This is a genomic window from Bacillus sp. IS1 (assembly GCF_032461585.1).
In the GTDB taxonomy this organism is placed as follows: domain Bacteria; phylum Bacillota; class Bacilli; order Bacillales; family Bacillaceae; genus Bacillus; species Bacillus velezensis.
Window position 1 is genome coordinate 1,110,376 of sequence record NZ_JAWCWR010000001.1, and the last position, 22,849, is coordinate 1,133,224.

14 protein-coding genes and 3 pseudogenes are annotated in these 22,849 nt (G+C 37.6%); 15 read left to right on the forward strand and 2 right to left on the reverse strand.

The features are described 5' to 3' along the window. The first annotated feature begins 111 nt into the window (after nt 1-111). From RUW00_RS05340 to RUW00_RS05400, 15 genes and pseudogenes are all read left to right on the forward strand, one after another. Nucleotides 112-525, forward strand: coding sequence for a hypothetical protein (locus tag RUW00_RS05340; protein WP_041481759.1), 414 nt, complete (start codon nt 112-114; stop codon nt 523-525). Between the two features lie 73 nt (nt 526-598). Further along, entirely contained in the window at nt 599-1,279 is a 681-nt protein-coding gene (locus RUW00_RS05345; protein ID WP_315956529.1) for an immunity protein, read from the forward strand. 58 nt (nt 1,280-1,337) lie between these two features. Beyond that, a complete protein-coding gene (locus RUW00_RS05350) occupies nt 1,338-8,228 on the forward strand; it encodes a phage tail tape measure protein (protein ID WP_315956530.1) in 6,891 nt (2,296 codons plus the stop codon). 44 nt (nt 8,229-8,272) lie between these two features. Then, nucleotides 8,273-9,034 carry a phage tail domain-containing protein gene (locus RUW00_RS05355; RefSeq protein ID WP_315956531.1) on the forward strand — a complete coding sequence of 254 codons (762 nt, stop codon included), beginning with the start codon at nt 8,273-8,275 and terminating at the stop codon, nt 9,032-9,034. 14 nt (nt 9,035-9,048) lie between these two features. Further along, nucleotides 9,049-11,682 carry a DUF7359 domain-containing protein gene (locus tag RUW00_RS05360; protein ID WP_315956532.1) on the forward strand — a complete coding sequence of 878 codons (2,634 nt, stop codon included), beginning with the start codon at nt 9,049-9,051 and terminating at the stop codon, nt 11,680-11,682. Nucleotides 11,683-12,255: 573 nt separating this feature from the next. After that, nucleotides 12,256-13,071: a hypothetical protein gene (locus RUW00_RS05365; protein ID WP_315956533.1), complete on the forward strand. Its 816-nt coding sequence runs from the start codon at nt 12,256-12,258 to the stop codon at nt 13,069-13,071. A gap of 13 nt (nt 13,072-13,084) precedes the next feature. Further along, complete coding sequence (locus RUW00_RS05370; protein WP_315956534.1) at nt 13,085-15,634, forward strand: peptidase G2 autoproteolytic cleavage domain-containing protein; 2,550 nt, start codon at nt 13,085-13,087, stop codon at nt 15,632-15,634. 172 nt (nt 15,635-15,806) lie between these two features. Then, nucleotides 15,807-16,253 (forward strand): annotated as a pseudogene (locus RUW00_RS22960) (peptidoglycan recognition protein family protein); the annotation flags it as partial. 132 nt (nt 16,254-16,385) lie between these two features. Next, nucleotides 16,386-16,688, forward strand: a pseudogene (locus tag RUW00_RS23095) (SH3 domain-containing protein); the annotation flags it as partial. 231 nt (nt 16,689-16,919) lie between these two features. Further along, a pseudogene (locus tag RUW00_RS22965) lies at nt 16,920-17,189 on the forward strand (N-acetylmuramoyl-L-alanine amidase family protein); the annotation flags it as partial. Nucleotides 17,190-17,303: 114 nt separating this feature from the next. Then, nucleotides 17,304-17,696, forward strand: coding sequence for a hypothetical protein (locus RUW00_RS05380; RefSeq protein ID WP_014417852.1), 393 nt, complete (start codon nt 17,304-17,306; stop codon nt 17,694-17,696). A 20-nt stretch (nt 17,697-17,716) separates the two neighbouring features. Then, a complete protein-coding gene (locus tag RUW00_RS05385) occupies nt 17,717-17,968 on the forward strand; it encodes a phage holin (protein WP_046559825.1) in 252 nt (83 codons plus the stop codon). 339 nt (nt 17,969-18,307) lie between these two features. Beyond that, a complete protein-coding gene (locus RUW00_RS05390; RefSeq protein ID WP_315956536.1) occupies nt 18,308-18,559 on the forward strand; it encodes a hypothetical protein in 252 nt (83 codons plus the stop codon). A 141-nt stretch (nt 18,560-18,700) separates the two neighbouring features. Further along, nucleotides 18,701-19,837, forward strand: a complete 1,137-nt coding sequence (locus RUW00_RS05395) for a response regulator aspartate phosphatase (RefSeq protein WP_315956537.1) — start codon at nt 18,701-18,703, stop codon at nt 19,835-19,837. Continuing rightward, nucleotides 19,827-20,009 (forward strand): hypothetical protein, encoded by a 183-nt coding sequence (locus tag RUW00_RS05400; RefSeq protein ID WP_029974898.1) that lies wholly within the window; start codon nt 19,827-19,829, stop codon nt 20,007-20,009. Before RUW00_RS05395 ends, RUW00_RS05400 begins: the two co-directional genes overlap by 11 nt. A 33-nt stretch (nt 20,010-20,042) precedes the next feature. On the opposite strand, the gene RUW00_RS05405 is transcribed toward RUW00_RS05400, so the two are convergent. Together RUW00_RS05405 and RUW00_RS05410 are read right to left on the reverse strand one after the other, a co-directional pair. After that, nucleotides 20,043-20,990 carry a DinB/UmuC family translesion DNA polymerase gene (locus RUW00_RS05405; protein ID WP_326255204.1) on the reverse strand — a complete coding sequence of 316 codons (948 nt, stop codon included), beginning with the start codon at nt 20,988-20,990 and terminating at the stop codon, nt 20,043-20,045. Between the two features lie 460 nt (nt 20,991-21,450). Beyond that, complete coding sequence (locus RUW00_RS05410; RefSeq protein WP_315956538.1) at nt 21,451-22,683, reverse strand: DNA polymerase IV; 1,233 nt, start codon at nt 22,681-22,683, stop codon at nt 21,451-21,453. Between the last annotated feature and the right edge of the window lie 166 nt (nt 22,684-22,849).

Consider the following 22,849-nt stretch of genomic DNA (forward strand, 5'->3'; position numbering starts at 1 on the left):
TGAAATCCCTCTTTTATGCAGAATCAAAATCCTTCGATTGAGGGGTTTTGCTTATGGATAAAACCTTAAACATATTTCCATATTTGACGATAATATGGAGAGGTGAAAAACATGAATAAGACAATACTTAAGCACAATTTAGTACAGATGGATAGTCGCGACCTGATCAAATACATACAAAAAGAATTCCCCCACTCAGGCGAAGCTTACTCAGAACAAAAACGCAAATTTCAAATCCTAAAATCACTTAATCCATCAGATTTAACTTTAGCTATTTCCCGTATGACTCGAATTGAAGCGTCCTTCGATCATACAAAAATGTGGACAGTTGGAAGTGTGCTCATAGGAACATGCTTACTATCTCTCAGAATTTTATTTAGGTTTAATTTGCTTTGGTATATTCTAATCGCAACATCCATTTGCCTTCTCCTACTTTTCCTTGTACGAAAAGATAGGGACATTGTTATTACTGCTACATACTTTAAAGAATTACTTGAGCAGATTAAGTCCGAAAAAGGAAAGTGACCCTCCCCTTTGCTGGTTCTAACCTTTTGGAAACCATGATATAATGTAGGAAAATAATACTGGTGGTGGTTGGATGGGTTATAAGATTATGGCTTATGGCGGCTATTTTTTATTCAGCCTTTTCTTCTGTTTAATGGATGGTTGGAAACCTCTGGGAGTTTGCTTGACAATCCTAGGCTTACTTATATTAGCTACTGAACCGTACAGGATAAAATCCGCAGCGCTTGCAGATAAGATTAAAAAAAATGCTGAAATGCTAAAGGTCTACGATAGCGAATTTAATCCTGATAATTTCTTTAGCACTTATAAAACCAAAATTGCTTACAATGAAGATAAAGCTATCCTTAAGGTATATCAGCTTAATGGCGAAGAAATAAACGAGTATGTTATCCCCTTTGACCAAATTATTCAATCTGAAATCTCACTGGATGATCAGGTGATTTCGAAGGTTGCCAAATCAGGGATTATTGCTGGAGGATTATTAGGTGGTGGAATCGGTGCAGCAATTGGCGGTTTGTCAGCCTCCTCTACTCAAACAGAAATGGTGAAGTCAATTACGCTTAAAATTACAGTCGAAAACCTTAAAAATCCTATGCACTATATCCACTTCCTTCCTTCTCGTGAGGATGATGGATATGAACCTCAAGGTTATAAAAAAGACGGAAATATAATTCAACAGGCTTTGAAAAGCGCCGAATATTGGCAAAGTGTTATGGATGTAATTATTAAGAAAACAAGTACAGTCGCTCAATAATTTGAGTGGCTTTTTTATTTGCTCTGATTAGCCCCACTTGAAAGGATGTGACTTATTTTTGAGTCAAGATTTAAAAATAATACTGACCCCAAAAGCTGATACCTCCTCAAAGACTGTCGAACAGTTAAATCAGCAAATTAAATCTTTAGAGAAAAAGCTTAATTCCCTTAATTTAAAGACCAATATTGATGCCTCTGCTTTAAAGACTCTTAACGAATTCTCCTCTGCAGTTGACACTTACCAAAAACATCTCAAATCCTTCAATCAAACAGTTAAAGAAACTACAACGATTACCAGAAATGCTGATGGCACTGTTGAAAAACTAACGCAGCAGTATAAGAAAAATGGCGAAATCATTCAGCGTGAAACAAAGACCATAGACAATCGCAATCAATCATTACGTGAACAAACGCAAGAAGTTAACAGGCTTGCTCAAGCGACTGAAAAACTAGGTCAGGTACAGAAAAGAACAGAACAGAAGAATTCTCAAGGACAAACCACGAGGGTTACTCAAAAGAACCGCAATGGCTTCGATGATATAACATATACGACTGATCCAAAGACAAATGCTACGTCATCAAAAGTTACAACGAATTACGATCAGCAACGAAAAGCAATTGAACAACTAAAGATAGATTTAGAAAAACTTAGACAGCAAGGAATTGTAACTGACACCACCCTCTCTTCCCTTGGGCGGAAATTAAACACTGCTCAAACCGCTCAACAAATTGAAGCATTACAAAACAGAATTAAAATGCTCGATGATAAGTCTGCTGCTGTGGCTAAAAATAATGAACTCCGAAAAACTATTGAGCTTTATCAACGCCAAGCGCAGGTAAACGCACAAAACCTTAATACGCGTTATGGCGATACGATGGGCGCTGGAAATAGACAAGCTATCCAAGAATACCTCAATGCAGTTAATAGCCTTAATGTAAGTGCCGGCGGAAGCAATATTAGAGCTCAAATGCAAAGCTTGAACATGCAATACAGGGAATTGGCTTCAAATGCGCAAGCAGCAGCTAGTCAAGCCTCGTCTTTTGGTGCGGAGCTAACGCAAGCTTTCAAAAGTATGTCTACATATTTAATCTCTGGTTCTTTGTTCTACGGCGCTATATCTGGACTCAAGGAAATGGTATCTCAGGCTGTTGAAATTGATACTCTAATGACAAACATCAGACGTGTGATGAATGAGCCTGATTACAAGTACAATGAACTTCTTCAAGAGTCAATCGATTTAGGTGACACACTTTCAAACAAAATCACTGACATTCTCCAAATGACCGGTGATTTCGGGCGTATGGGCTTCGATGAAAGTGAATTGTCCACTCTAACAAAAACCGCCCAGGTTCTACAAAACGTCTCTGACTTAACTCCTGATGACACAGTTAACACTTTAACTGCCGCAATGTTAAACTTCAATATTGCAGCCAATGATACAATTTCAATTGCAGACAAGCTAAATGAAGTGGATAACAATTACGCAGTAACTACTCTTGATTTGGCCAATTCTATTCGAAAAGCAGGAAGCACCGCTTCGACTTTTGGCGTTGAATTAAACGATCTGATTGGTTATACTACAGCAATTGCAAGTACCACTCGTGAATCAGGAAACGTTGTTGGTAACTCACTTAAAACTATTTTTGCCCGGATAGGAAACAACCGAAGCGCAATCAAAGCGTTGGATGAAATCGGAATTTCTGTAAAGACTGCAGGTGGAGAAGCAAAATCTGCGAGTGAGTTGATTAATGAGGTAGCAGCCAAATGGAACACATTAACTGATGCTCAAAGACAAAACACTTCTATTGGCGTTGCAAATATCCATCAATTGTCTCGATTTAATGCCTTAATGAACAATTTCTCTATCGCCCAAAATGCCGCAACAACTGCTTCTAATTCTGCAGGTAGCGCTTGGAGCGAACAACAGAAATACGCAGATAGCTTACAAGCAAGATTAAATAAACTTCAAAACAATTTCACCGAATTGGCTATAGCTTCATCGGATGCCTTTATTAGTGATGGATTGATTGAGTTTACTCAAGCTCTGGGTTCTTTGTTAAAAGCATCTACTGGAATAATTAACACTGTTGGTTTCCTCCCCCCTCTTTTTGTAACGATTAGCACCGCTACATTGTTACTCAGTAAAAACACTCGAACTTTAGCTACTACTCTTATATTTGGCTCAAAAGCAATGAGACAAGAAGCATTAGCTAGCATTGGATTAGAAGCAGGTATGACCCGCGCTGCTGTTGCATCAAGGGTTTTGAAAACTGCTCTTAGAGGGCTTCTGGTTTCCTCAGTGGTTGGTGTTGCATTTGTTGCACTGGGCTTTGCTTTAGAAAGCATAGTTTCATCTTTCGCAGATGCAAAAAAAGCTAAAGATGATTTTGAACAGAGTCAACAGACCAATGTCGAAGCAATTACAACCAACAAAGACTCCACAGACAAACTAATAAAACAATATAAAGAGCTTCAAAAAGCAAAAGATTCAAGAACCCTTTCATCAGATGAAGAGCAAGAATATCTTCAAGTTACTCAGCAATTGGCTCAGACATTCCCCGCTTTAATTCAAGGTTATGACTCTCAAGGAAATGCAATTTTAAAAAGTAACAAAGCTTTAGAAGAGGCTATTGCAAATACTAAAGAATATCTTGAACTTAAAAAGACGGAAACTAAAGATAGTTCTAAGAAAACATTCGAAGACGCTGCTAAAGAAATCAAAAAGTCTAAGGATGAACTGAAGCAGTACAAACAAATCGCTGATTATAATGATAAAGGTAGACCAAAATGGGACTTCCTTGCTGATGATGACGATTATAAAATTGCAGCTGATAAAGCGAAACAAAGAATGCTTAAAGCGCAGTCCGATATAGCAAGTGGGAATGCAAAGGTTAGAGACAGTGTTCTCTCAATCGCCCAAGCATACAGTTCTATAGATATCAGCAACACTTTAAAAACCAGTATCAATGATATTGTTGGCAAACTCACTCTAAAAGATGATTTGAATCCTGATGATCTTGATAAATTCTCTTCTGCACTGGGTAAACTCCAAGAGAAAATGCAAACAGCGTTGAATTCAAACGATGAAAAAGCATTTGATAGCGCAAAAAAAGATCTACAAGCCCTTTTGGAGACCTATTCGAAATCCGGTTCTTCTATTGATGTCTTTAAGTTAAGTTTTGATAAGGCACAAAAGAACATTAAAGATGGAGATAAGGCCATTTCTTCTGTTAAATCTGAAGTTGGTGATTTAGGGGAAACTCTTGCTGAGGCAGGAAACCAAGCTGAAGATTTTGGTCAAAAGCTCAAAGAAGCACTTGACGCAAATGATATCAGTCAGATTAAAGATGTAATCAAAGGCATGTCAGAATCAATGCAATTTGACTCTGTTCAAGGCATTCTTAACGGGGATATTTTTAATAACACCAAAGAACAAGTTGCTCCTTTAAATGAACTTTTAGAAAAGATGGCTGAAGGGAAGAGCATTTCTGCTAATGAAGCTAATGCTCTAATCCAAAAAGATAAAGAATTAGCCAAAGCAATAAGTTATGAAAATGGTGTTATAAAGGTTAACCGAGATGAAGTAATTCGTCAGCGAAAAGTTAAGCTCGATGCATATAATGACATGGTTCAATATAGCAACCAGCTAATGAAAACCGAAGTCAACAACGCTATTAAAGCCTTAAATGCTGATACATTAAGGATTGACAGCCTCAGAAAGCTCCGAAGAGAGCGTAAGCTCGACATATCTGAAGCTGAACTGTCTCAACTTGAAGTTAAATCAATTAATAGTGTAGCTGATGCGAAGAAAGAATTACATAAGATCGAAACACAAATGTTACAGCCTGGTGGATACTCGGATAGTGAAAGATCCCAGATGGATAGTGTAAGGTCGGCTATCCAGGCTTATATCTCAGCATCAGAAGAAGCTACATCTACCCAGAAAACTAATAAACAAGCGTTAATAGAATCAGGCACTTCCCTTGAAAAATGGACAGACGAGCAAGAGAAAGCAAACGAAGAAACCAAAACGTCCATGTATGTGGCTGATAAATACAAGGAAGCTCTGGAGAAAGTTAATGCTGAAGTCGAAAAGTACAATAAGCAAGTAAACGACTATCCAAAGTATTCTCAAAGTTATCGAAATGCCCTGCAAAAAGAAATTAAAGCTCTTCAACAAAAGAAAAAGCTTATGCAGGAGCAAGCCAAACTCCTCAAGGATCAAATTAAGTCAGGGAACATTGCCCAATACGGTATTGTTACCTCTTCCCTTTCCTCTGGTTCATCTTCCGGTGGTTCTTATTCTTCTGGTGGTGGGTCTTACTCCGGTAAATACTCCAGCTACATTAATTCTGCCGCAAGCAAATATGGTGTTGATCCAGCTCTAATTGCAGCTGTAATCCAACAAGAATCAGGATTCAATGCAAGAGCTCGTTCTGGAGCAGGCGCAGCCGGATTAATGCAGTTGATGCCTTCCACTGCTAAAAGCTTAGGCGTAAACAATGTTTATGACCCTTATCAGAGCATTATGGGCGGCACAAAATATTTAGCCCAACAACTAAGCAAATTTGGTGGCAATGTTGAGAAAGCACTCGCTGCTTATAACGCAGGGCCTGGTAATGTAATTAAATATGGCGGAGTCCCTCCCTTCAAAGAAACACAGAATTATGTTCAGAAGATCATGTCAAATTACACCAAGTCAATGACTTCTGCTAATTCCTCCATTGCAAGCTACTACACGAAGAACAGTGCGTTTAGAATAAGTTCTAAGTATGGTGCACAAGATGGCGCTTACCGATCAACTCCACATAAAGGTATCGACTTCGCAGCAAAAGCTGGAACAGCAATTAAATCGGTTCAAAGTGGAAAAGTTCAAATTGCTGGTTATAGTAAAACTGCCGGTAACTGGGTTGTCATTCAACAGGATGATGGAAAAGTTGCTAAGTATATGCATATGCTTGATACCCCTTCTGTTAAAGCCGGTCAAACTGTTAAAGCTGGCCAGACCATCGGTAAAGTTGGCAGTACGGGTAATTCAACTGGAAATCACCTTCATCTTCAAATTGAGGAAAACGGAAAGACCATTGACCCCGAGAAGTATTTAAAAGGTGTAGGTACATCAATTTCAGATGCATCCCAAGCCGAAGCAGAACGACAACAAGCAATAGCACAAGCCAAATCCGATCTTCTCTCCCTCCAAGGTGATATTAATTCAGTAAACGATCAGATACAGGAACTCAGATATGAAATCGTTCAGTCGAAGCTTGATGAATATGACAAGCGTATTGGTGATTTTGATGTAAGAATCGCTAAAGACAAAGCACTCGCAAGTCATTATCTGAGCGACAGTAAAGAGTTCCGTAAGTATACAAATGATCAGAAAAAAGCTTTAACTGAACAGCAAAAGATTCAGAGTCAGAAGGTTTCTTTCATTGAAAAAGAAATCAAAACAAACAAAACTCTGAATTCTGCTCAAAGAGCACAGCTTGCTGAGGAATTAAAACAAGCTAAGATTGATCTCATCAATTTCCAAGAAGAAGTAAGAGAACTTCAGGGACAGCTCATCCAATCTAAAGTTGATGAAACGCTTAACGGTATAGAGAAATCAACTAAGAAAACTGAATCCAAGCTTAAAGATGTTAGCAACAAAATATCCATGACCGAGGAAGATAAAGACAAGGTTAAATATTATAGCCAACAGATTAAGCTTATTCAGCAGCAACAGAATGAAGCGAAGAAGTATATCAAACAGTTGGAAGCACAAAAGAAAGCTGCTAAAGGGTTCCCAGATATTCAGAAACAAATCACAGAGGAGATTGAAAATTGGAAAGATAAGCAGAAGGATTACAACCTGGAGCTTTACAACACAAAGAAATCAATCAAAGATGTGTACAAATCTCTTGCTGATGAAGTTGTCTCTATCTACAAAGAGATGTACGAAAAGATGCGTGATATTGAATTAAAAGCGCACCAAAAAGCTACGCAAGACTTGATTGATGAGATTGATAAAACTGATGATGAAGCTAAATACCAAAAAGAGCTCAAAGAAAAGAATCAGGCTATTCAGGAAACCAAAGATAAGCTAAACAAGCTATCCCTTGATGACTCAGATGAAGCAAAATCACAGGTTAAAGACTTAGAAAAGCAACTTCAAGAACAGCAAGAAGCATTAGATGAGTTTCTTAAAGATCGTGAAAACAGTAAGCGAAAAGAATCGTTACAAGATCAGCTTCAAAAAGATGAAGATTCAATTAACAAGAAATATGATGATCTCGTTAATGATGAGCGTGGATTTAAGGAACTTGAGAAGAAGCTGATGGATGGGAAAATTACCGATATTGCCAAGCAACTGAATGAATTCTCTAAGTTCATTAACAGCAATATGGAGTCCATTGGGAAAAGCATCTCTAATAACCTTATTGATAAGCTTAAAGAAGCCTCCAATGCTCTGAATACTGTGACCAAGGGTAATAAAACTGGGAAAAAGGTATCCTCTTTTGCATCGGGTGGATATACAGGAACAGGACTCGGCGTAGGTAAGCTCGCCTTCCTACACGATAAAGAGCTCATCCTTAATAAAACCGACACTGCAAATATCTTGGATACAGTAAAAGCTGTACGTGAGAACAATACTCCAAGTGAAGAGACACCTAAATGGGGGCAAGGTGGGAAATTAGCAGCTTTGATTAACAAAGGAATCACCACTATCCCATCAATAATTCCGAATATTAATCAATCGAGTCTTACTAATAGTTTGATCCCGAGTATTCAAAACCTCTCTTCCCCACCAGACGCAGCTAAGTCAGTAAATGGCACTGTAAACAACAATGATTTTAAAGTTGAATTCACCATTAATGAATCAGGAAATCCTCAGAAAACAGCTGATTTTGTATTCAATAAATTTGCAAATGGTCTTAAAAACAAGGGCATAAATTTCAACAATTCATGAGCCAGTAAATATGCTGGCTCTTCTTATTTTTGAGGTGATAAAAATTGATTAGAGAAAGCCTCTATTTTTTATTTAATGACGAAAAATCAAGTGACTATGGCGTCACAAATGTTAACACTGATTCAGGCTTGGTTGAAGAACCGTTTTTAGGCTCAAGAACAGTTAATGAAACTTATGTAAAGGGTCGGCCTGAACCCTACACTGAAGGTGTTAAACAGGAACCTAAGCAATTCCCATTGAATTTTTACCTCGGTGATCACTTTGATGAAAAGAATGTACGAGCAATTAAACGTTGGTTAAGTGTAGAGGATTACAAGCCTTTTGCGTTTAGCCAAAACCTTGATATCGTTTATTATGCAATGCCTGTAGATACATCTGATTTGGTTCATAATGCCGCTCGTAATGGCTACGTCCGGTTAACTATGAAATGCAACTCCCCTTACGCTTATAGCCGAAATTCAATCACTCATGCATTTGATATATCCTCCGGCTCTGAAATTGTTGAGTTGCATAATAAAGGCGATGTAAACATCTTCCCCTCTTTAGAAATATTGAAAATTGGCGATGGTGACATAAAAATCGAAAATCTCAGTGATTTCTCTGAACCATTCATATTCAGCAACTTAAAAGATAAGGAACTCTTAAAAATAAACGGCGAAAAAGAAATCATTGAGTCTACTCTTTATGGCAATGAGCGCTATGACGATTTTAATGACCAGTACTTGAGATTGGGCTTTGGTAGGAACAGGTTAAAGGTTACAGGGAAATGCAAATTAAGATTTTCATTTAGATACAAGTATTTATAGGAGAGGTTAGACATTTGATTACAATTCGTAAAGACACGGAAATTAAAGATATTCGTCTTTCCCTGGCTAAACCAAATAAAACAAAGATCGCAAATATTTATGAAGTAATCAATCCTATGGTAACACTCAATCATGGCAGTAATGTACACGAATTAACATTCTCAATCCCTTTAACTGCTACTTACGATGGTGTAAATAAACGGAATCATATTGTTGATTTACTGAGGCCTTGGTACTTAATAAAATCAGAATTTTATGGACTTACAATCTGGTTTACAGTAGTCAAGAAAACCAAATCATACAGCAATGATATGGACACTATCCAGGTTGAATGCAAATCACTTCAATATGTACTTTCTAAGCAAGGGGTCATTAAGTATGAAGAAACTTCGAAAAATCTTAAAGAGGTAGCTACCGACTGTCTAAAAAATACTGAATGGTCTATCGGTTTCATTGATCCCCTCTTCAATTTAAAATACAGACAGTTTGATATTTCTTCTTCAAACAAGCTTGATTTTATGTATTCGATTTGTGAGAAATTCGAAGCGATTCCTGTTTTTAATACAATTGACTGCACAGTTGATTTTTACAAAGAATCTGATGTGTCTAAATATAAGGGTCTCAAAATAACCCCTGCCCAATATATGATTTCTTTGGATGACATTGAGGATATGGATGATGTTGTTACAAGGATTTACGCTACAGGTAAAGATGGATTGAATATCAACTCCGTAAACCCAACAGGGCAATCATACATAGACGATTTTTCGTACTTCCTCTACCATTTTCAGCGTGATCAGGAGCGAAATGTAATACAAAGAAGCAACTACATGTCTGATGCTCTTTGTCATGCAATTTTAGATTACAATGACCTGGTTAATAAAGAAGGCAGCTCTTTCTACAAGCTTTTAGATGAGAAAAAGAAAGCCGAGGAAAAAGAAACATCATCGAATAATGACCTATATACGTTGCAGCTTGATTTCCAAAAGATATTGGACAGGATTACAGTTGCAAGTAAAGCCGGGGATGATACTACTGATCTAATAAAGCAAAGAGATGCTAAATCAAAAGAAGTTGAATCAAAAAAAGAAGAAATTAAAGCAATACAAGCTTCTATTACACAAATTTCAACACAGATTACCGCCCTTAAAGATAAACTGTCTTTTGAAAAGAACTTCAGCACTGAACTCCAGAAAGAACTTTCAAAATACATTATTACAGCCGAATGGTCTAATGACAGTATCTTTGATGAGAATGAATTATATGACGCTGCAAACGAAGAACTTGAAAACCGAAATGCACCAGCTGTTAATCTTACATTAGGTTTAGTGAACTTTTTCAATTGCATTAGTGAAAAACATAACTGGGACAGGTTTTCTCTTGGCGACATCGTAAGGGTACAACAGAAAAGCTTCTATACCGATGTAAAAGCAACAATAACAGCTATTTCGATTGATTTTGAACAGTCTAACTTGAGCGTTACAGTTTCAAACGGTAAACGCGCTTCATCGGATTTTGAGAACATGCTGAAAACAGTTTATCGAACAAATAAAGTTAGCACGGAGACAAACAAAAGAAAAATCAAGTACGATGAGGTTACTGAAAACTTCAACCGACGTAATGACAGGATTGCTGTTAAACCAGCCTCCCCTATTATTGCAAAGGACGGAACTGCCATTTCTCATACGACCAATGATGATGGTTCTGTTGATGTAACTTTCCAATGGGACTATGTTGAATCAGACGAAGATCAATACAATATTGATGGTTTTGAAATATATCTGCATGGAAGCAGCAAAAATGAAGAGTACGTTTTCGGCTCAAAAATGGCAAGTGAAGACCTGAAGAATGTAAAGTATGACAAACGAGCTACTACATTTACAGGACTCCCCTCCAATATGTACTACACAATTGGTATTCAAGCCTATCGAAGAGTTGATGCAGATATAGAGATAACTCAGTTTATTGGATCTGACATTGTAAAATCTCTTCATCCAAACGAAAATCCTTACCTCCCCTCTAATTCCGTTGAAGTGAAAGGAAGTCTCGATGGAAAAGTTAACGGACTTTATACAATATCTACAGAGACAAAGCCTATTGCGCCAGAATCGGGAACGATTTGGATCGATCCAAAGACTAATAAACAAGAGCTTTTTAATGGCGAAGAGTGGATTGTGTCTTCTGCGGGATCGGCTGATTCATTAAATGGTTACACGACTTCAACGCTATCCACGCCTAATACAATACCTGTACGTAATGACCAAGGAATCATTATAGGTTCCATAGATGGCAACGCTGAGTTTCTTGGGGGTAAACTACACTCAGAATATGCGCTATCCTCTGATGTTCCTCAGATGTCAAAAGGAACGTATGTAGGCGATGGAACAATTAGTAAACAAATATTGCTGCCTTTCACTCCAACACATGTGAAAGTGTGGCCAGTGTCTTCTAATGATTCCATGCTATTAATTGATGAGACAGGAGGTTATACGTATCAGGTAAATGAAATGGGAATATACCTGGTTGGGGGAAACTCTACATACGGAAGTATGAACGAATTTGGATTTATAACAGGCTCAGACAGCAATCAAAGAGGGAATAAATTAAACATCAAGTATATATGGGAAGCATATAGGCATGTAAACTAAACAGGCGCTATTGGTTACGTCTTTTTGTTTTAAAGCCCACTTTATTTATATATTAGATTCCTTTTCAATCATTAAGAAATCGTCGATAACCTCAGTCTTTACTCCCCTATTTTTCCACTAAACAGATGACTTTTAAATAAAATTCTTCTTTTATGCAAAGACTTGTCCGTTTTCATACGATAATACCCCTTTTTTACTTAAAAATACCTTGTAAATTATAAACCATTTTTCCACTTGAACCCATAGTAGAAATTGTGTCATGATGGATTTTGGTATATAAAGTGTTTAACAGAAAGAGTGAGGGGATCAGCAATGAGTGACAAAAAATATGAATCTATACACTGGTTTGCGTCAGTACTAGCGTTTTTATTAATAATTTTGAATAGTTTTTTTATAAAAATTGAGGGTGTAACTGTTGGTATTGCGATTGTATATATAGTGATCATGGGAATTGTTAGGAGTACACGGAAAAAGGCTTAGAGAGAAAAGACTGCAGAGTTTAGAAGAGAGAGTCGCGCACTTGGAAGAATTGCTCAAATCAATTACACATAAAGAAAGGACGGTGAATTTAGTTTGGATTTTCCTCAGCTCTATAACGACCCTACCCTTTCTCAAAAAAGGAAGGGTTCAATCGATGACCCTTATTTAAGCTATAGTGAAACTTTAACTGTTTACAATGGTCGAGTCTTACTTACAGAAGTACCTAACCGTGAGTACAGAGTCGAGGTTAGTGGTGACAGTAAAGAATGGCGAGAAATTGAAAATGGTGAATTAGAAGACAACTACTTTAAGGTTGATTACCTTATGGGAGTTGTCTTTTTCAATGGTTCAAATGAAGGCAAATCACTTACTTTTACATATCAAGGAGAAGGCGCATCCTTCTTCCCTGCCTCAAGAATATGGATTAAACGGCAAGGAAATATGGTGATTGAAACACTTCAAGGTTTAATTGATGATGCGGAAGATGCCATTATTCGCATCAATGAACGTATTGCTGAATGTGAACGTGTCACCAAGCGATGTGTTGAAATAACAAATTGGTGCAGACAAGCAACCTCAGATTATGAGTATGTAGTTGAGAACACTAGAAAGATTTACTTGCCGTTTGTGTACACCTATCAGGATTTATTAAACACTTATCCTTCCCCTCAAATTGGTTGGACTGTCACTGTAAAAGAAACAGGAATTGAATATCGATGGGATGGTTTTGACTGGATAAATATTAGCGTCTCAGATAAGTATGACGGTTTCAACATTGTTTCTAGCTATGTAGAGCCTTACAACATCAGATCAGTATGGTTGAGAACGAACAATGCTCCCAAAAAGATGAGGATAAAACCTTCTGCAGAACCCCCTGACGGAAGTATGGTTTGGATTAGAAAAGGATAAGGAGGAGTATATATTGAGCGACAATTTAATTCCCGTAAACACAATGGGTTATATGGACGAAGAAACAGAGCAATGGATACCCATTGATGCTATAGGGTTAAAATCAAATAATATCAGATATACTGCAGACGATATTCAAGAGGCTTTTGATAAAGCTTCTAAGGATATTAAAAACGTAATAAGCACAGTCGATTCTGGTTTAACAGATATCACAAACACTATTGGAGACATTTCAAAAATCCCTGCAGCTGGTGCAACAATTGTTGATAAAGTCTTAAATGAGTTTATCAGACGAAGTGTCAATGTTCAGGATTTTGGGGCTAAGGGTGATGGTGTTACTGATGACACTGAAGCTTTCAAAGCTGCTTTTTCCAGCGGGAAGCGAGAAGTTTTTGTACCCGCAGGTATTTATATGGTTCAAGGATTACATATCCCTTCTTATGTCAGACTTTACGGTGTTGGATCAGGATCTATTATCAAGCTTCACCCAACTGCTACCGGAACATCTTGTGTGTTAACCAATAGCGACTACACAAACGGAAATGAATATATCTTAATTGAAGACTTAGACCTCGATTGGAATTTAGACAAAAAGGACAACACCATTACAAATGGAACAAATGCAAACTGTGTGGGTATTGTTAACTCTAAATTTGTTCGGGTTAGAAACGTCAATGCTCGAAATCCCGGTCTTCATGGTTTTGATGTAAGCTCTCCTATTTGGAACACTTCTTCAGATGGTGCTGATTATTATCAACCGAAGGGCAGTAGATATGTTTGGATTGAAAACTGTACTGCAACTAATTTCGGTGACGATGGCTTCACAACTCACTATTCTGAATACATCTACTTCACTAACTGTCACGCATACAATGCCAATGGGTCTGCTCATGACAAAGGCTCATCAAATTCAAATGGTTTTGAAATTGATGACGGTTCTAGAAACGTATGGCTGGTGAACTGCAACAGTCAGAAAAACTGCAGAGGTTTTGAAGTTAAAGCCCACAATAGAGCGCCTGCAGCAAGAAACGTAAATTTAATCAACTGCTACTCAGAGAATGACATTCGTGCATTTGATTTTAGACACATCGGCTTTCATCGTGCTTCTGATAAAATCTCCACTAGCGCATTCGACATTAATGTTGTTAACTGTACTGCGAAGTCTCCAATCTTTAGTGACCTTTATAAAGAGTTGAGCCCACGGGCACTAGTAATCTCAGCTTACAGAAATGTCAACATTTCAAACTTTAACGCAATTGGAGACCCTTCTTATGATTACAAAGGAAATCCCGCAATCGCTACGCAATTTAAATCAAGAAACATCAATTTAAACAATCTCTCTATTTCTAACTTCAAAACAGCTGGAGCTGACATTTATGTATACGGTGGGGATCAAAAATCAGATAATGTAAATATTTCAAATGTAAATTGTTTTGAATCGGCGAGAATCGGTGTGCGTATTGGCAGTGGCACAGAAAATGTAAAGCTTATTAATGCAAGTTTGATAGGCGACGGGAAAGCTGACAGTATTGGTGTATATTGTTCTAATTCTCAGGTAAGCCTAATGGGAATTTCAGTGGAAAAATACAAAAAGGCTGCCAGAATTGCAGGAGTTGATTACACTTTTGTACCAAATAATATAAAAGGCGGGACAAGGATTGCCACCTCTTCTGGAGTACCCAAATCTAGCACCGGCTTAATAGCAGCGTCTACTGGACAGCCTGAAGTATCAGGTGAAGCTTCTGCTGTTATAGGCACCACTGGTGGGGCAAAAGCAACTGGTGTTAGAACAGGAGTGTTTTCCTCTTCCGGAGCAAGTTCCGTTAGCGGTTCGCGTAGCACAGTCATGTCTTCAAACGAATCCCACATTGAAGGCGATAATGTCTCACGAACTATCTTATCTTCGGGAGGAGTCAAACTCGGTACAAATGATCGCTATATGGTGGTTGGTGGATATGGTTCTACCCCATCAAGAGCGAATATCAAATGGATGCTAAACTCCATGAACGGAGATATAACATCTACCGGCAAGATGAATGGCGGAGCCACTTTCAGTGATTACGCTGAATATTTTGAAAGCCTTGACGGAAAAGCAATTCCGACAGGAACAATTGTCACTCTTGAAGGAGCTAAAATTCGCCCAGCGAGAAAAGGTGAAGATGTACACGGAGTAATCTCCGAAACTGCAGGAACTATTTTAGGCGGAGCTGATATTCACTGGCAAGGTAGATATTTAAAGAATGAATTTGGTGGATACATATATGAAGATGTAGTCAACCCAGAAACCGGTGATGTTAAGAAACTGCCTAAAGTAAACCCTGAATGGATTGAAAAAATAGATTACGTCCCCCGTGAAGAACGCCCTGAATGGAACATAGTCGGCTTACTTGGACAGGTTTATGTGAAAGTGGACAGCACTGTTTCTGTGGGAGATCGTATTGAAGGTAATTATGGCATCGGCACAAAAACAGAAGACAGGTTTTACTCTTGGAAGGCTATGGAGATTGTAACCCCATATTCAGACAAGCTTGGCTATGGCATTGCCATCTGCTTAATTAAGTAATCCCTCAAAATTAAAGGAGGTGGTTATGTTCTAGTTAAAATATAAATTTTATTCAATTTACAGCATTCAAAAACAGAGATAACAAGAGCATACGTGAGATAAAGAGAGATTGGGATTCCCCCTTCTCTCTTTTTGTGTTCTTAAAACTAAGATTATTGGAGGAATAATTTTTATGAATATCACTCAGAACCTTTTGACTCCGAATAGTTATTCAAGACCTCGCACTGGTTTGAATAAAGTTAAAGCTGTTGTAATTCACTGGGTTGCAAATCCTGGTTCTAGCGCTGAAGGAAATCGAAATTTCTTCGAAAGCCGAAAAAGTGGAACGAACGGATACGGATCAGCACACTACATTGTAAAAGAGAACACAATTATTCAATGTATTCCAAACAATGAAATGGCTTATCATGTAGGCTCAAATGTGTATACTCAAAGTGCACTGCGAAATCTAAGCTCGTATCCGAATAACTGTACTATCGGGATTGAAATGTGCCATAACGATATGACAGGTAAGCCTACAGACGCAACTTACAAAACAACATTAGAGCTAGCTTGCTCCCTATTGAAAAAATATGGCCTGACACACGAAAATCTTTGGACTCACCATCAGGTTGTTGGGTGGAAAGATTGTCATAGATATTACACTAACAATCCATCAGAATGGGTTCGATTTGTACAAGACGCTTCTAAAATTCTAACTGGTGAATCTGTCACAATTCCTACCCCTACTCCAGCCAACAATAAAGATCTTGAAGCCCCTGATGTTAAAACGAGAGAGTCATATATTAAGAACACAGTTATCGCAGACAGTCTTAATGTGAGAACACAACGCAATGCAAACTCCTCTATTGTACTTACCCTTCCTAAAGACTCTACTGTTCAATACCAAAAAGGATCAACTCAAAATGGTTGGGGTTATATCAAATATACAAACTCCAAAGGTGCTACATATAGTGGGTACGTCAATGTAAGTTATATTAAGAGTGATGCTGAGCTTGGGAAAGGTGGCTCAAAACCCAAGACAACTCCATCTAAATCAACCGGAGTGACAAAGAAACAGGTAGTTCTTCCCGCTTCAGCTTCTTCTTGGAGAATCTATCCTCTTGGCAAAGCCCCAGTTAAAGCAAACGCTCTTTCTACTCAATTGAATCCAAAAAAATTTGGTGGATTAACCTACGACATTTTAGATAACCCTCAAACAGACGTTTACACAATTAAGACTGATCAGTTTGGTAAAGTGAATATTTATGCCGCTGCTTCAACAGGAGCTAAGATTGTGGGTACGTCTTCCCCAAAGTCTAAATCCACTCCTAAGCCTAATAGTAGTGGGGTCAAATCTGCAGGCAAAATTAAAATTGTCGGTGTAAAAAGCGCTGCAATCGTTATGGACAGACCCGATAAAAACAAAGCAAAGAATCTTGGCACCGTAAAGTTAGGTGACACGCTCAGCATTTCTGGCTCAGTGAAAGGTTCAAACAATGCTAAGGGTTACTGGGAAGTGATCTATAAAGGTAAACGCGGCTACATCTCAGGTCAGTTTGGGTCAAAAATCTAAATATATTTAAATATCTTTGAGGATGATTGTTGATCGAGGTATATCAATGATTATCCTCTTATTTTAGGAGGTGATGTAATGTCACCTTCCTATTTTATCAAAGGTTGGTGACAAATGGATAACTTTGAGCAAAGCACCATTTCAAGATTAAGTGCACTTGAAGAAAAAGCTAAGCACACTGATAACAAAATTGACTCTCTTGAAGAAAGAACAAATGTTATTGGTCGTATTGCTACGCTCGTTGAGCAGCAAGTCGAAATTAATAAGGATTCTCAAGCACAATCGAGAGAACAGTTCAGCACTCTGAACGAAATGAGCAACAGTTTAAAAAATCTGAGTAAATCATATGAAAAACTGGACAATCGAGTTGAAATATTGGAACGCTCTGATTCTACTCGCAAAATTGATCCCTCTCAGTTTACTAAAGACCTTGTGTTTAAGGTACTGCCCAGTGTAATTGCGACTATTGTCGCAGCCTGGTTACTCATACATTTTGGCCTTAAATAAAATGAACAGGAGCGAATTTCATGACTAAAATTAACTGGAAAGTAAGACTTAAAAAGAAAACATTCCTGGTTGCAATCTTCTCTGCAACTCTTTTGTTTGCACAAGCAATTGCATCAGCTTTTGGATACGATATTTCTGTGTTTAGTGATGAACTCACTGAGAAATTTAATGCACTGCTGACATTTTTAACTGCCATGGGAATTGTGGTGGATCCAACCACTACAGGTATCTCAGATAGTGATCAAGCAATGGAATACACAGAACCAAAATAACTCGGGGGAGTTCATCTCCCCTTTTTTTCATTTTTAATTAAGAAAGGAATGATTATTGAACATGCAAATAGGATCTGGATATATCGGGAGTCCAATACTTGAGAAGTCAGAGTCTAACCATGAAGTAATCCCTTCCCCACCTGCAACCTGGACGATTAAATATTCTTTCTATAAATTCAGCTTTTCGAATGATCAGGAATGCCACGTATCAATCAATGGTGGAAATCCTATCTATTTAAGAGCTGGACAAGGCTTTCAAATGGACGCTCACGATTCACCTATCACAAGCTTCAAAATTTCTGAGTCAGGAATAACATATAATTTTTTGGGGGCGCATAAATGAGTTTCTTCAATCCGATGGTTAATGTCTCAATTGTCACTGGGAAGTCTGCTTATGATATTGCAGTGGACAATGGTTTTTCAGGAACTGTAGAGGAATGGCTAGCATCATTAAAAGGTGAAAAAGGCAACACTGGAGCTACTGGTGCTGCAGGTAAAGATGGAAAATCAGCATATGAATTAGCTGTTCAACAAGGATTCACTGGAACATTAGATGAGTGGCTTGCTTCTCTTAAAGCAACAGCAAACTGATCACATCCCTTCTCTAACGAGAAGGGTATTTTTTTCGCATTTCATATCTAAATTGATAAATAAGAAAAAACACCCTTCCCAACTTATTACATTATGATAAAATATTACATAATCAGACGAAATGCTAGGAGGGTGATTTTTTTGGAGCAATTGATCTCTTCTTCAAAAGTTGGCTTAAAAATCAATGAATGGTACAAATACATAAGATTGTTCAGTGTTGCAGATGCAGAAATTCTAAAGGATGAAGTTGAACAAGAAATAGAGCATATGGAAGAAGATCAAGATTTATTGTTGTACTATTCGCTCATGTGTTTTAGACATCAATTAATGCTTGATTATCTTGAACCAAAAACCATGAATGAAGAACGCCCGAAAGTTTCAGACTTATTAGAAAAGATCGAAAGTAAACAAAGTGATCTAAAAGGAATTCTTGAATATTATTTTAACTTTTTTCATGGGATGTATGAATTTGAACAATACGAATATCTTAAGGCAATAAGTTTTTACAACCGAGCTGAAAAGAAGTTAGCCGTTGTCCCAGATGAAATAGAGCGAGCTGAATTTCACTATAAAGTTGCTGAAGTGTACTATCACATGAAGCAAACCCACATGTCTATGCATCATATCGTTCAAGCAATAGAAACCTACAAAGCACACGAAACGTACTCAATAAGAGTAATCCAATGTTCATTCGTCATCGGTCTGAATTATTTAGACATGGAGTATCCAGAAAAAGCAATACCGCATTTCATGAATGCATTAAAACAAGCACAAGAAATTGATATGCCACGGTTAATAGGTTCTTCTTTGTACAATCTCGGTTTATGCTCATTTACAACAGGAAATATGGAGAAAGCATTGGATTATTTTAAAGAAGGCGTCTCAATTTATCAAAGTAATTCTCTTCACAATTCTAGCCGGCTACTAGACATACTTCTAATGTTGGCAAAAACGCACTTTAAATTGTTCAACACGGTTGAGGGAAAACAGGTTTGTAAACAAGGTCTTATGCTATCAAAGGAATTGAACGATGACGTATTAGGAAAAATGTTTGATTTTCTTATGGGTTTATTCGTTGAGAATGACAAAGACCGACTTTTTAAAATCTTAGATTACTTAGAATCAAAGACTATGCTTTCAGATGTGGAAGACCTAGCGACTGATGCAGCAATGTATTATAATGTAAATGAAGACCATAAAGTAGCTACCGCCTTTTATGAGAAAGTGCTTTATGCCCGAAAACAAATTCAGAGAGGGGATTGTCTTTATGAAATTTAAATTTGCATCAGCTTTTATCTTTTTAGTTATCTTACTTGGCATTGTTGGACATCACTTTCTTGACGACCACAAGGTTTTAAAGGAAGCTCGAAGAGGCCACACAGCCAGTATCCAAATTGCTCTTGATCACTATGGTGACTTCTCAGTGGAACGTAGAGGGCAAACCGCATAAATGTTTTGGTACCCCCTTTTATGGGGGGTATTTTTATGACTTATGTCCACCAGTCAAACCTGCTCTATGCAATGCTGTTCCACCAGGTGTATATGAAACAGCTCGTAAGATCGCTTTAGATCCGTATTTATTTCTTATCCCGTCCATAACAAATCCAAGCTTTCTTCTCTTCTCATTATCTTTTTCAAACAGACTCAATTGTTGATTTACATCGTCTTCAATATTGGATAAGGTAACTGAAACACTTCGTACCGTTTTGCCTGTATAGAATTTATCAAAAAGGATCAAGCAATATCGATAAATATCCATTGTGATATTTGTAGGTAAATCAATTGTTTTAGCTCTGTGAAAGCCACCGCCGAACTCATCTTTACTGTAACCAATGCCCAAGCTAATTGTGCGCCCTACTTTGTTATGTGTTCGTGCTCTTCGTGCAACTTCTTCACAAATCTCCAAAAGAACCGCCTTGATATCCTCTTTCTTCGTATAGTCTCTAAGTAATATCTGACTTTTCCCGTAGCTTATTTGCCCTTGCATCAAAGGAGCTCCAATTTCAGAAAGGTCGATTCCATGGGCATGATAATAAAGCTGATTGCCCATGATGCCGAAGCGTTTTTCAAGCAGCTCTAGTGGATATTTAGCTAATTGGCCAACAGTTGAAATCCCCATCCGGTTTAAATTCCTCTCCATCCTCCCTCCTATTCCCCACATTTCAGATAACGGATGAACACGCCAAAGCTTTTTAGGAACATCTTCATATCTCCACCGTGCAATCCCAGTCTTTGTTTTCTTGCTCTCTAAATCAAGGGCTAATTTACTCAGCAGCATATTGTCACCAATACCAACAGTACAAACTAAGCCAAACTCTCTCTTCATACTGCTCTGAATTGCTTCTGCCATGACTTCAGGATTTTCTTTTCCTGCATCTAAAAAAGATTCATCGATTCTGTTGTCAATCAGTTTTAACCATTTGTAAACCATAAATATAGGATATATTCTTATTAATTCGATTCTGTAAAATTTGTCAGAGAATTAGTATCTTATGAACAAATATTTTAAGAGAACCAATGTTATTTGATCTTCTCACCTTATGTTTTTTTGTGACAAAATTATGAAAAGAACAACTAAATATTTACATGACTCTGTTTCTTGTATTTTGAATTCCTCTTCTATGTTCTGATAGGACAAATACTTTAACGAAAAAATTTATGGTTAGACACTTCATGAAACTTTAAAAAGCTTTTCTTGGAGAACCAAACACCTAACTGGTTTATATTTTAAGATGCTTAATCAATTTAGCTTGCTTTCCTGCAAAAGTCTGGTGAATCTTCAGCAACTACAGAACTTGCAACAGTAACAACATTGTTACCTATTGTTGGACCACCTAGAGTGAGGTTATGGCCTGGTGTTAACTTATTGGGATTCATAAATATCACCTCGATTATTTGTAATGTCCTCCTATTTTTTCAGCACGATGGTTCGCTTGGCCAGCCTTTGTTAAAGAAGAGGCATGAAGTAAAGAAGCAGGGCCGTACTTTGTGTGAATTTCATCAAATACTTTACTCAAATTTTCTTTTTTTTGATGAATTTCAAACAAGTTAAGCTGATAATAGCGATCTGACTGTAATTGAGAAAGGGCAATTCCGATACTCCGGACAGGTTGGCCATCCCAATGTTGCTGAAATAATTCTATGGCTGCATTAAAAATGTCCATTCCGAAATGGGTAGCAGAATCTAGCTTTTTTTGCCGATGAAATCCTGAGATAAAATTAAAATCAGCTCCACGAATGCTTACAGATACTGTATGTCCAATGTAGTGCTTAAAACGAGCTCTGCGAGCCACCTCTTCACTTAGTTCAAGTAAAACAACCTTAATATCTTCAAAGGTACTGTAGTCGTAAGGAAGGGTCATATTATGTCCAATCGCCTTTTGTTGGTCATGTGTGTTTACTGTTACAGGGGAAGGGTCTATTCCATTGGCGGTTCTTTGCAAAAGTTCTCCATTAATTCCCCAACGTTTTTTCAGGAGTGCTAGGGGATGAACTGCTAATCCTCCAATTGTGCTGATTCCCATTCTGTTTAAATGTTTTTCCATCCGTTTTCCTACACCAAACAGCTTACCAACAGGTAATGACCATAAATCTTGCTTTAAATTTGAGAAATTCAGTTCATAGATACCTGATATATTTTTCTTAGCAAAATGATCACACGCCATTTTGGCCAATACTTTATTTGGACCTATTCCAACACGGGCATAAATGCCTGTTTTACTCTTAATAGAGGCTTGTATTTTTTTTGCGATAACTTCAGGAGCACCAAATAGTTTAGTGCTTCCAGTTATATCAAGGAATTGTTCGTCGATTGAAAACGGTTCAACTAAGTCTGTATACTGCTCAAATAATTCAGTAATCATAACAGAGACATCAATGTATTGTTGCATGTGAGGACGCAAAATAATCGCATCTGGGCATTTTATTTGTGCCTCCCACAGCTGTTCGGCATTTTTCACACCAAATTGCTTAGCTATGGGACAAGCAGCTAGCACAACACCGCTGCGTCTTTCAGGATCACCTGATACGATAACAGGCTGATTTCTAAGGTGAGGAGCTGTTGATTTTTCTACAGAAGCGTAGAATGACTCCATATCGACAAGAAGAATGTTTCTTTCAGTCATAAAACCACTCCCAAACATTTGTTCTGTGTTTCGATATTGTAACCGAAATGCTGCTGAATTTACACTGGTAAATAAAGTGTTCAATGGTTATAAATGATAAGGAGTATACAAAGTTTTTTCAAAAATGGAAGTTTAGAAAAATATGTCGATTATAATGATAAAGGGG

Bases quoted from the DNA above. Each gene is read 5' to 3' on its own strand.
- RUW00_RS05340 (WP_041481759.1), top strand. From the start codon at position 112: ATGAATAAGACAATACTTAAGCACAATTTAGTACAGATGGATAGTCGC.
- RUW00_RS05345 (WP_315956529.1), top strand. From the start codon at position 599: ATGGGTTATAAGATTATGGCTTATGGCGGCTATTTTTTATTCAGCCTT.
- RUW00_RS05380 (WP_014417852.1), top strand. From the start codon at position 17,304: ATGGATAACTTTGAGCAAAGCACCATTTCAAGATTAAGTGCACTTGAA.
- RUW00_RS05385 (WP_046559825.1), top strand. From the start codon at position 17,717: ATGACTAAAATTAACTGGAAAGTAAGACTTAAAAAGAAAACATTCCTG.
- RUW00_RS05390 (WP_315956536.1), top strand. From the start codon at position 18,308: ATGAGTTTCTTCAATCCGATGGTTAATGTCTCAATTGTCACTGGGAAG.
- RUW00_RS05400 (WP_029974898.1), top strand. From the start codon at position 19,827: ATGAAATTTAAATTTGCATCAGCTTTTATCTTTTTAGTTATCTTACTT.
- RUW00_RS05405 (WP_326255204.1), bottom strand. From the start codon at position 20,990: ATGGTTTACAAATGGTTAAAACTGATTGACAACAGAATCGATGAATCT.
- RUW00_RS05410 (WP_315956538.1), bottom strand. From the start codon at position 22,683: ATGACTGAAAGAAACATTCTTCTTGTCGATATGGAGTCATTCTACGCT.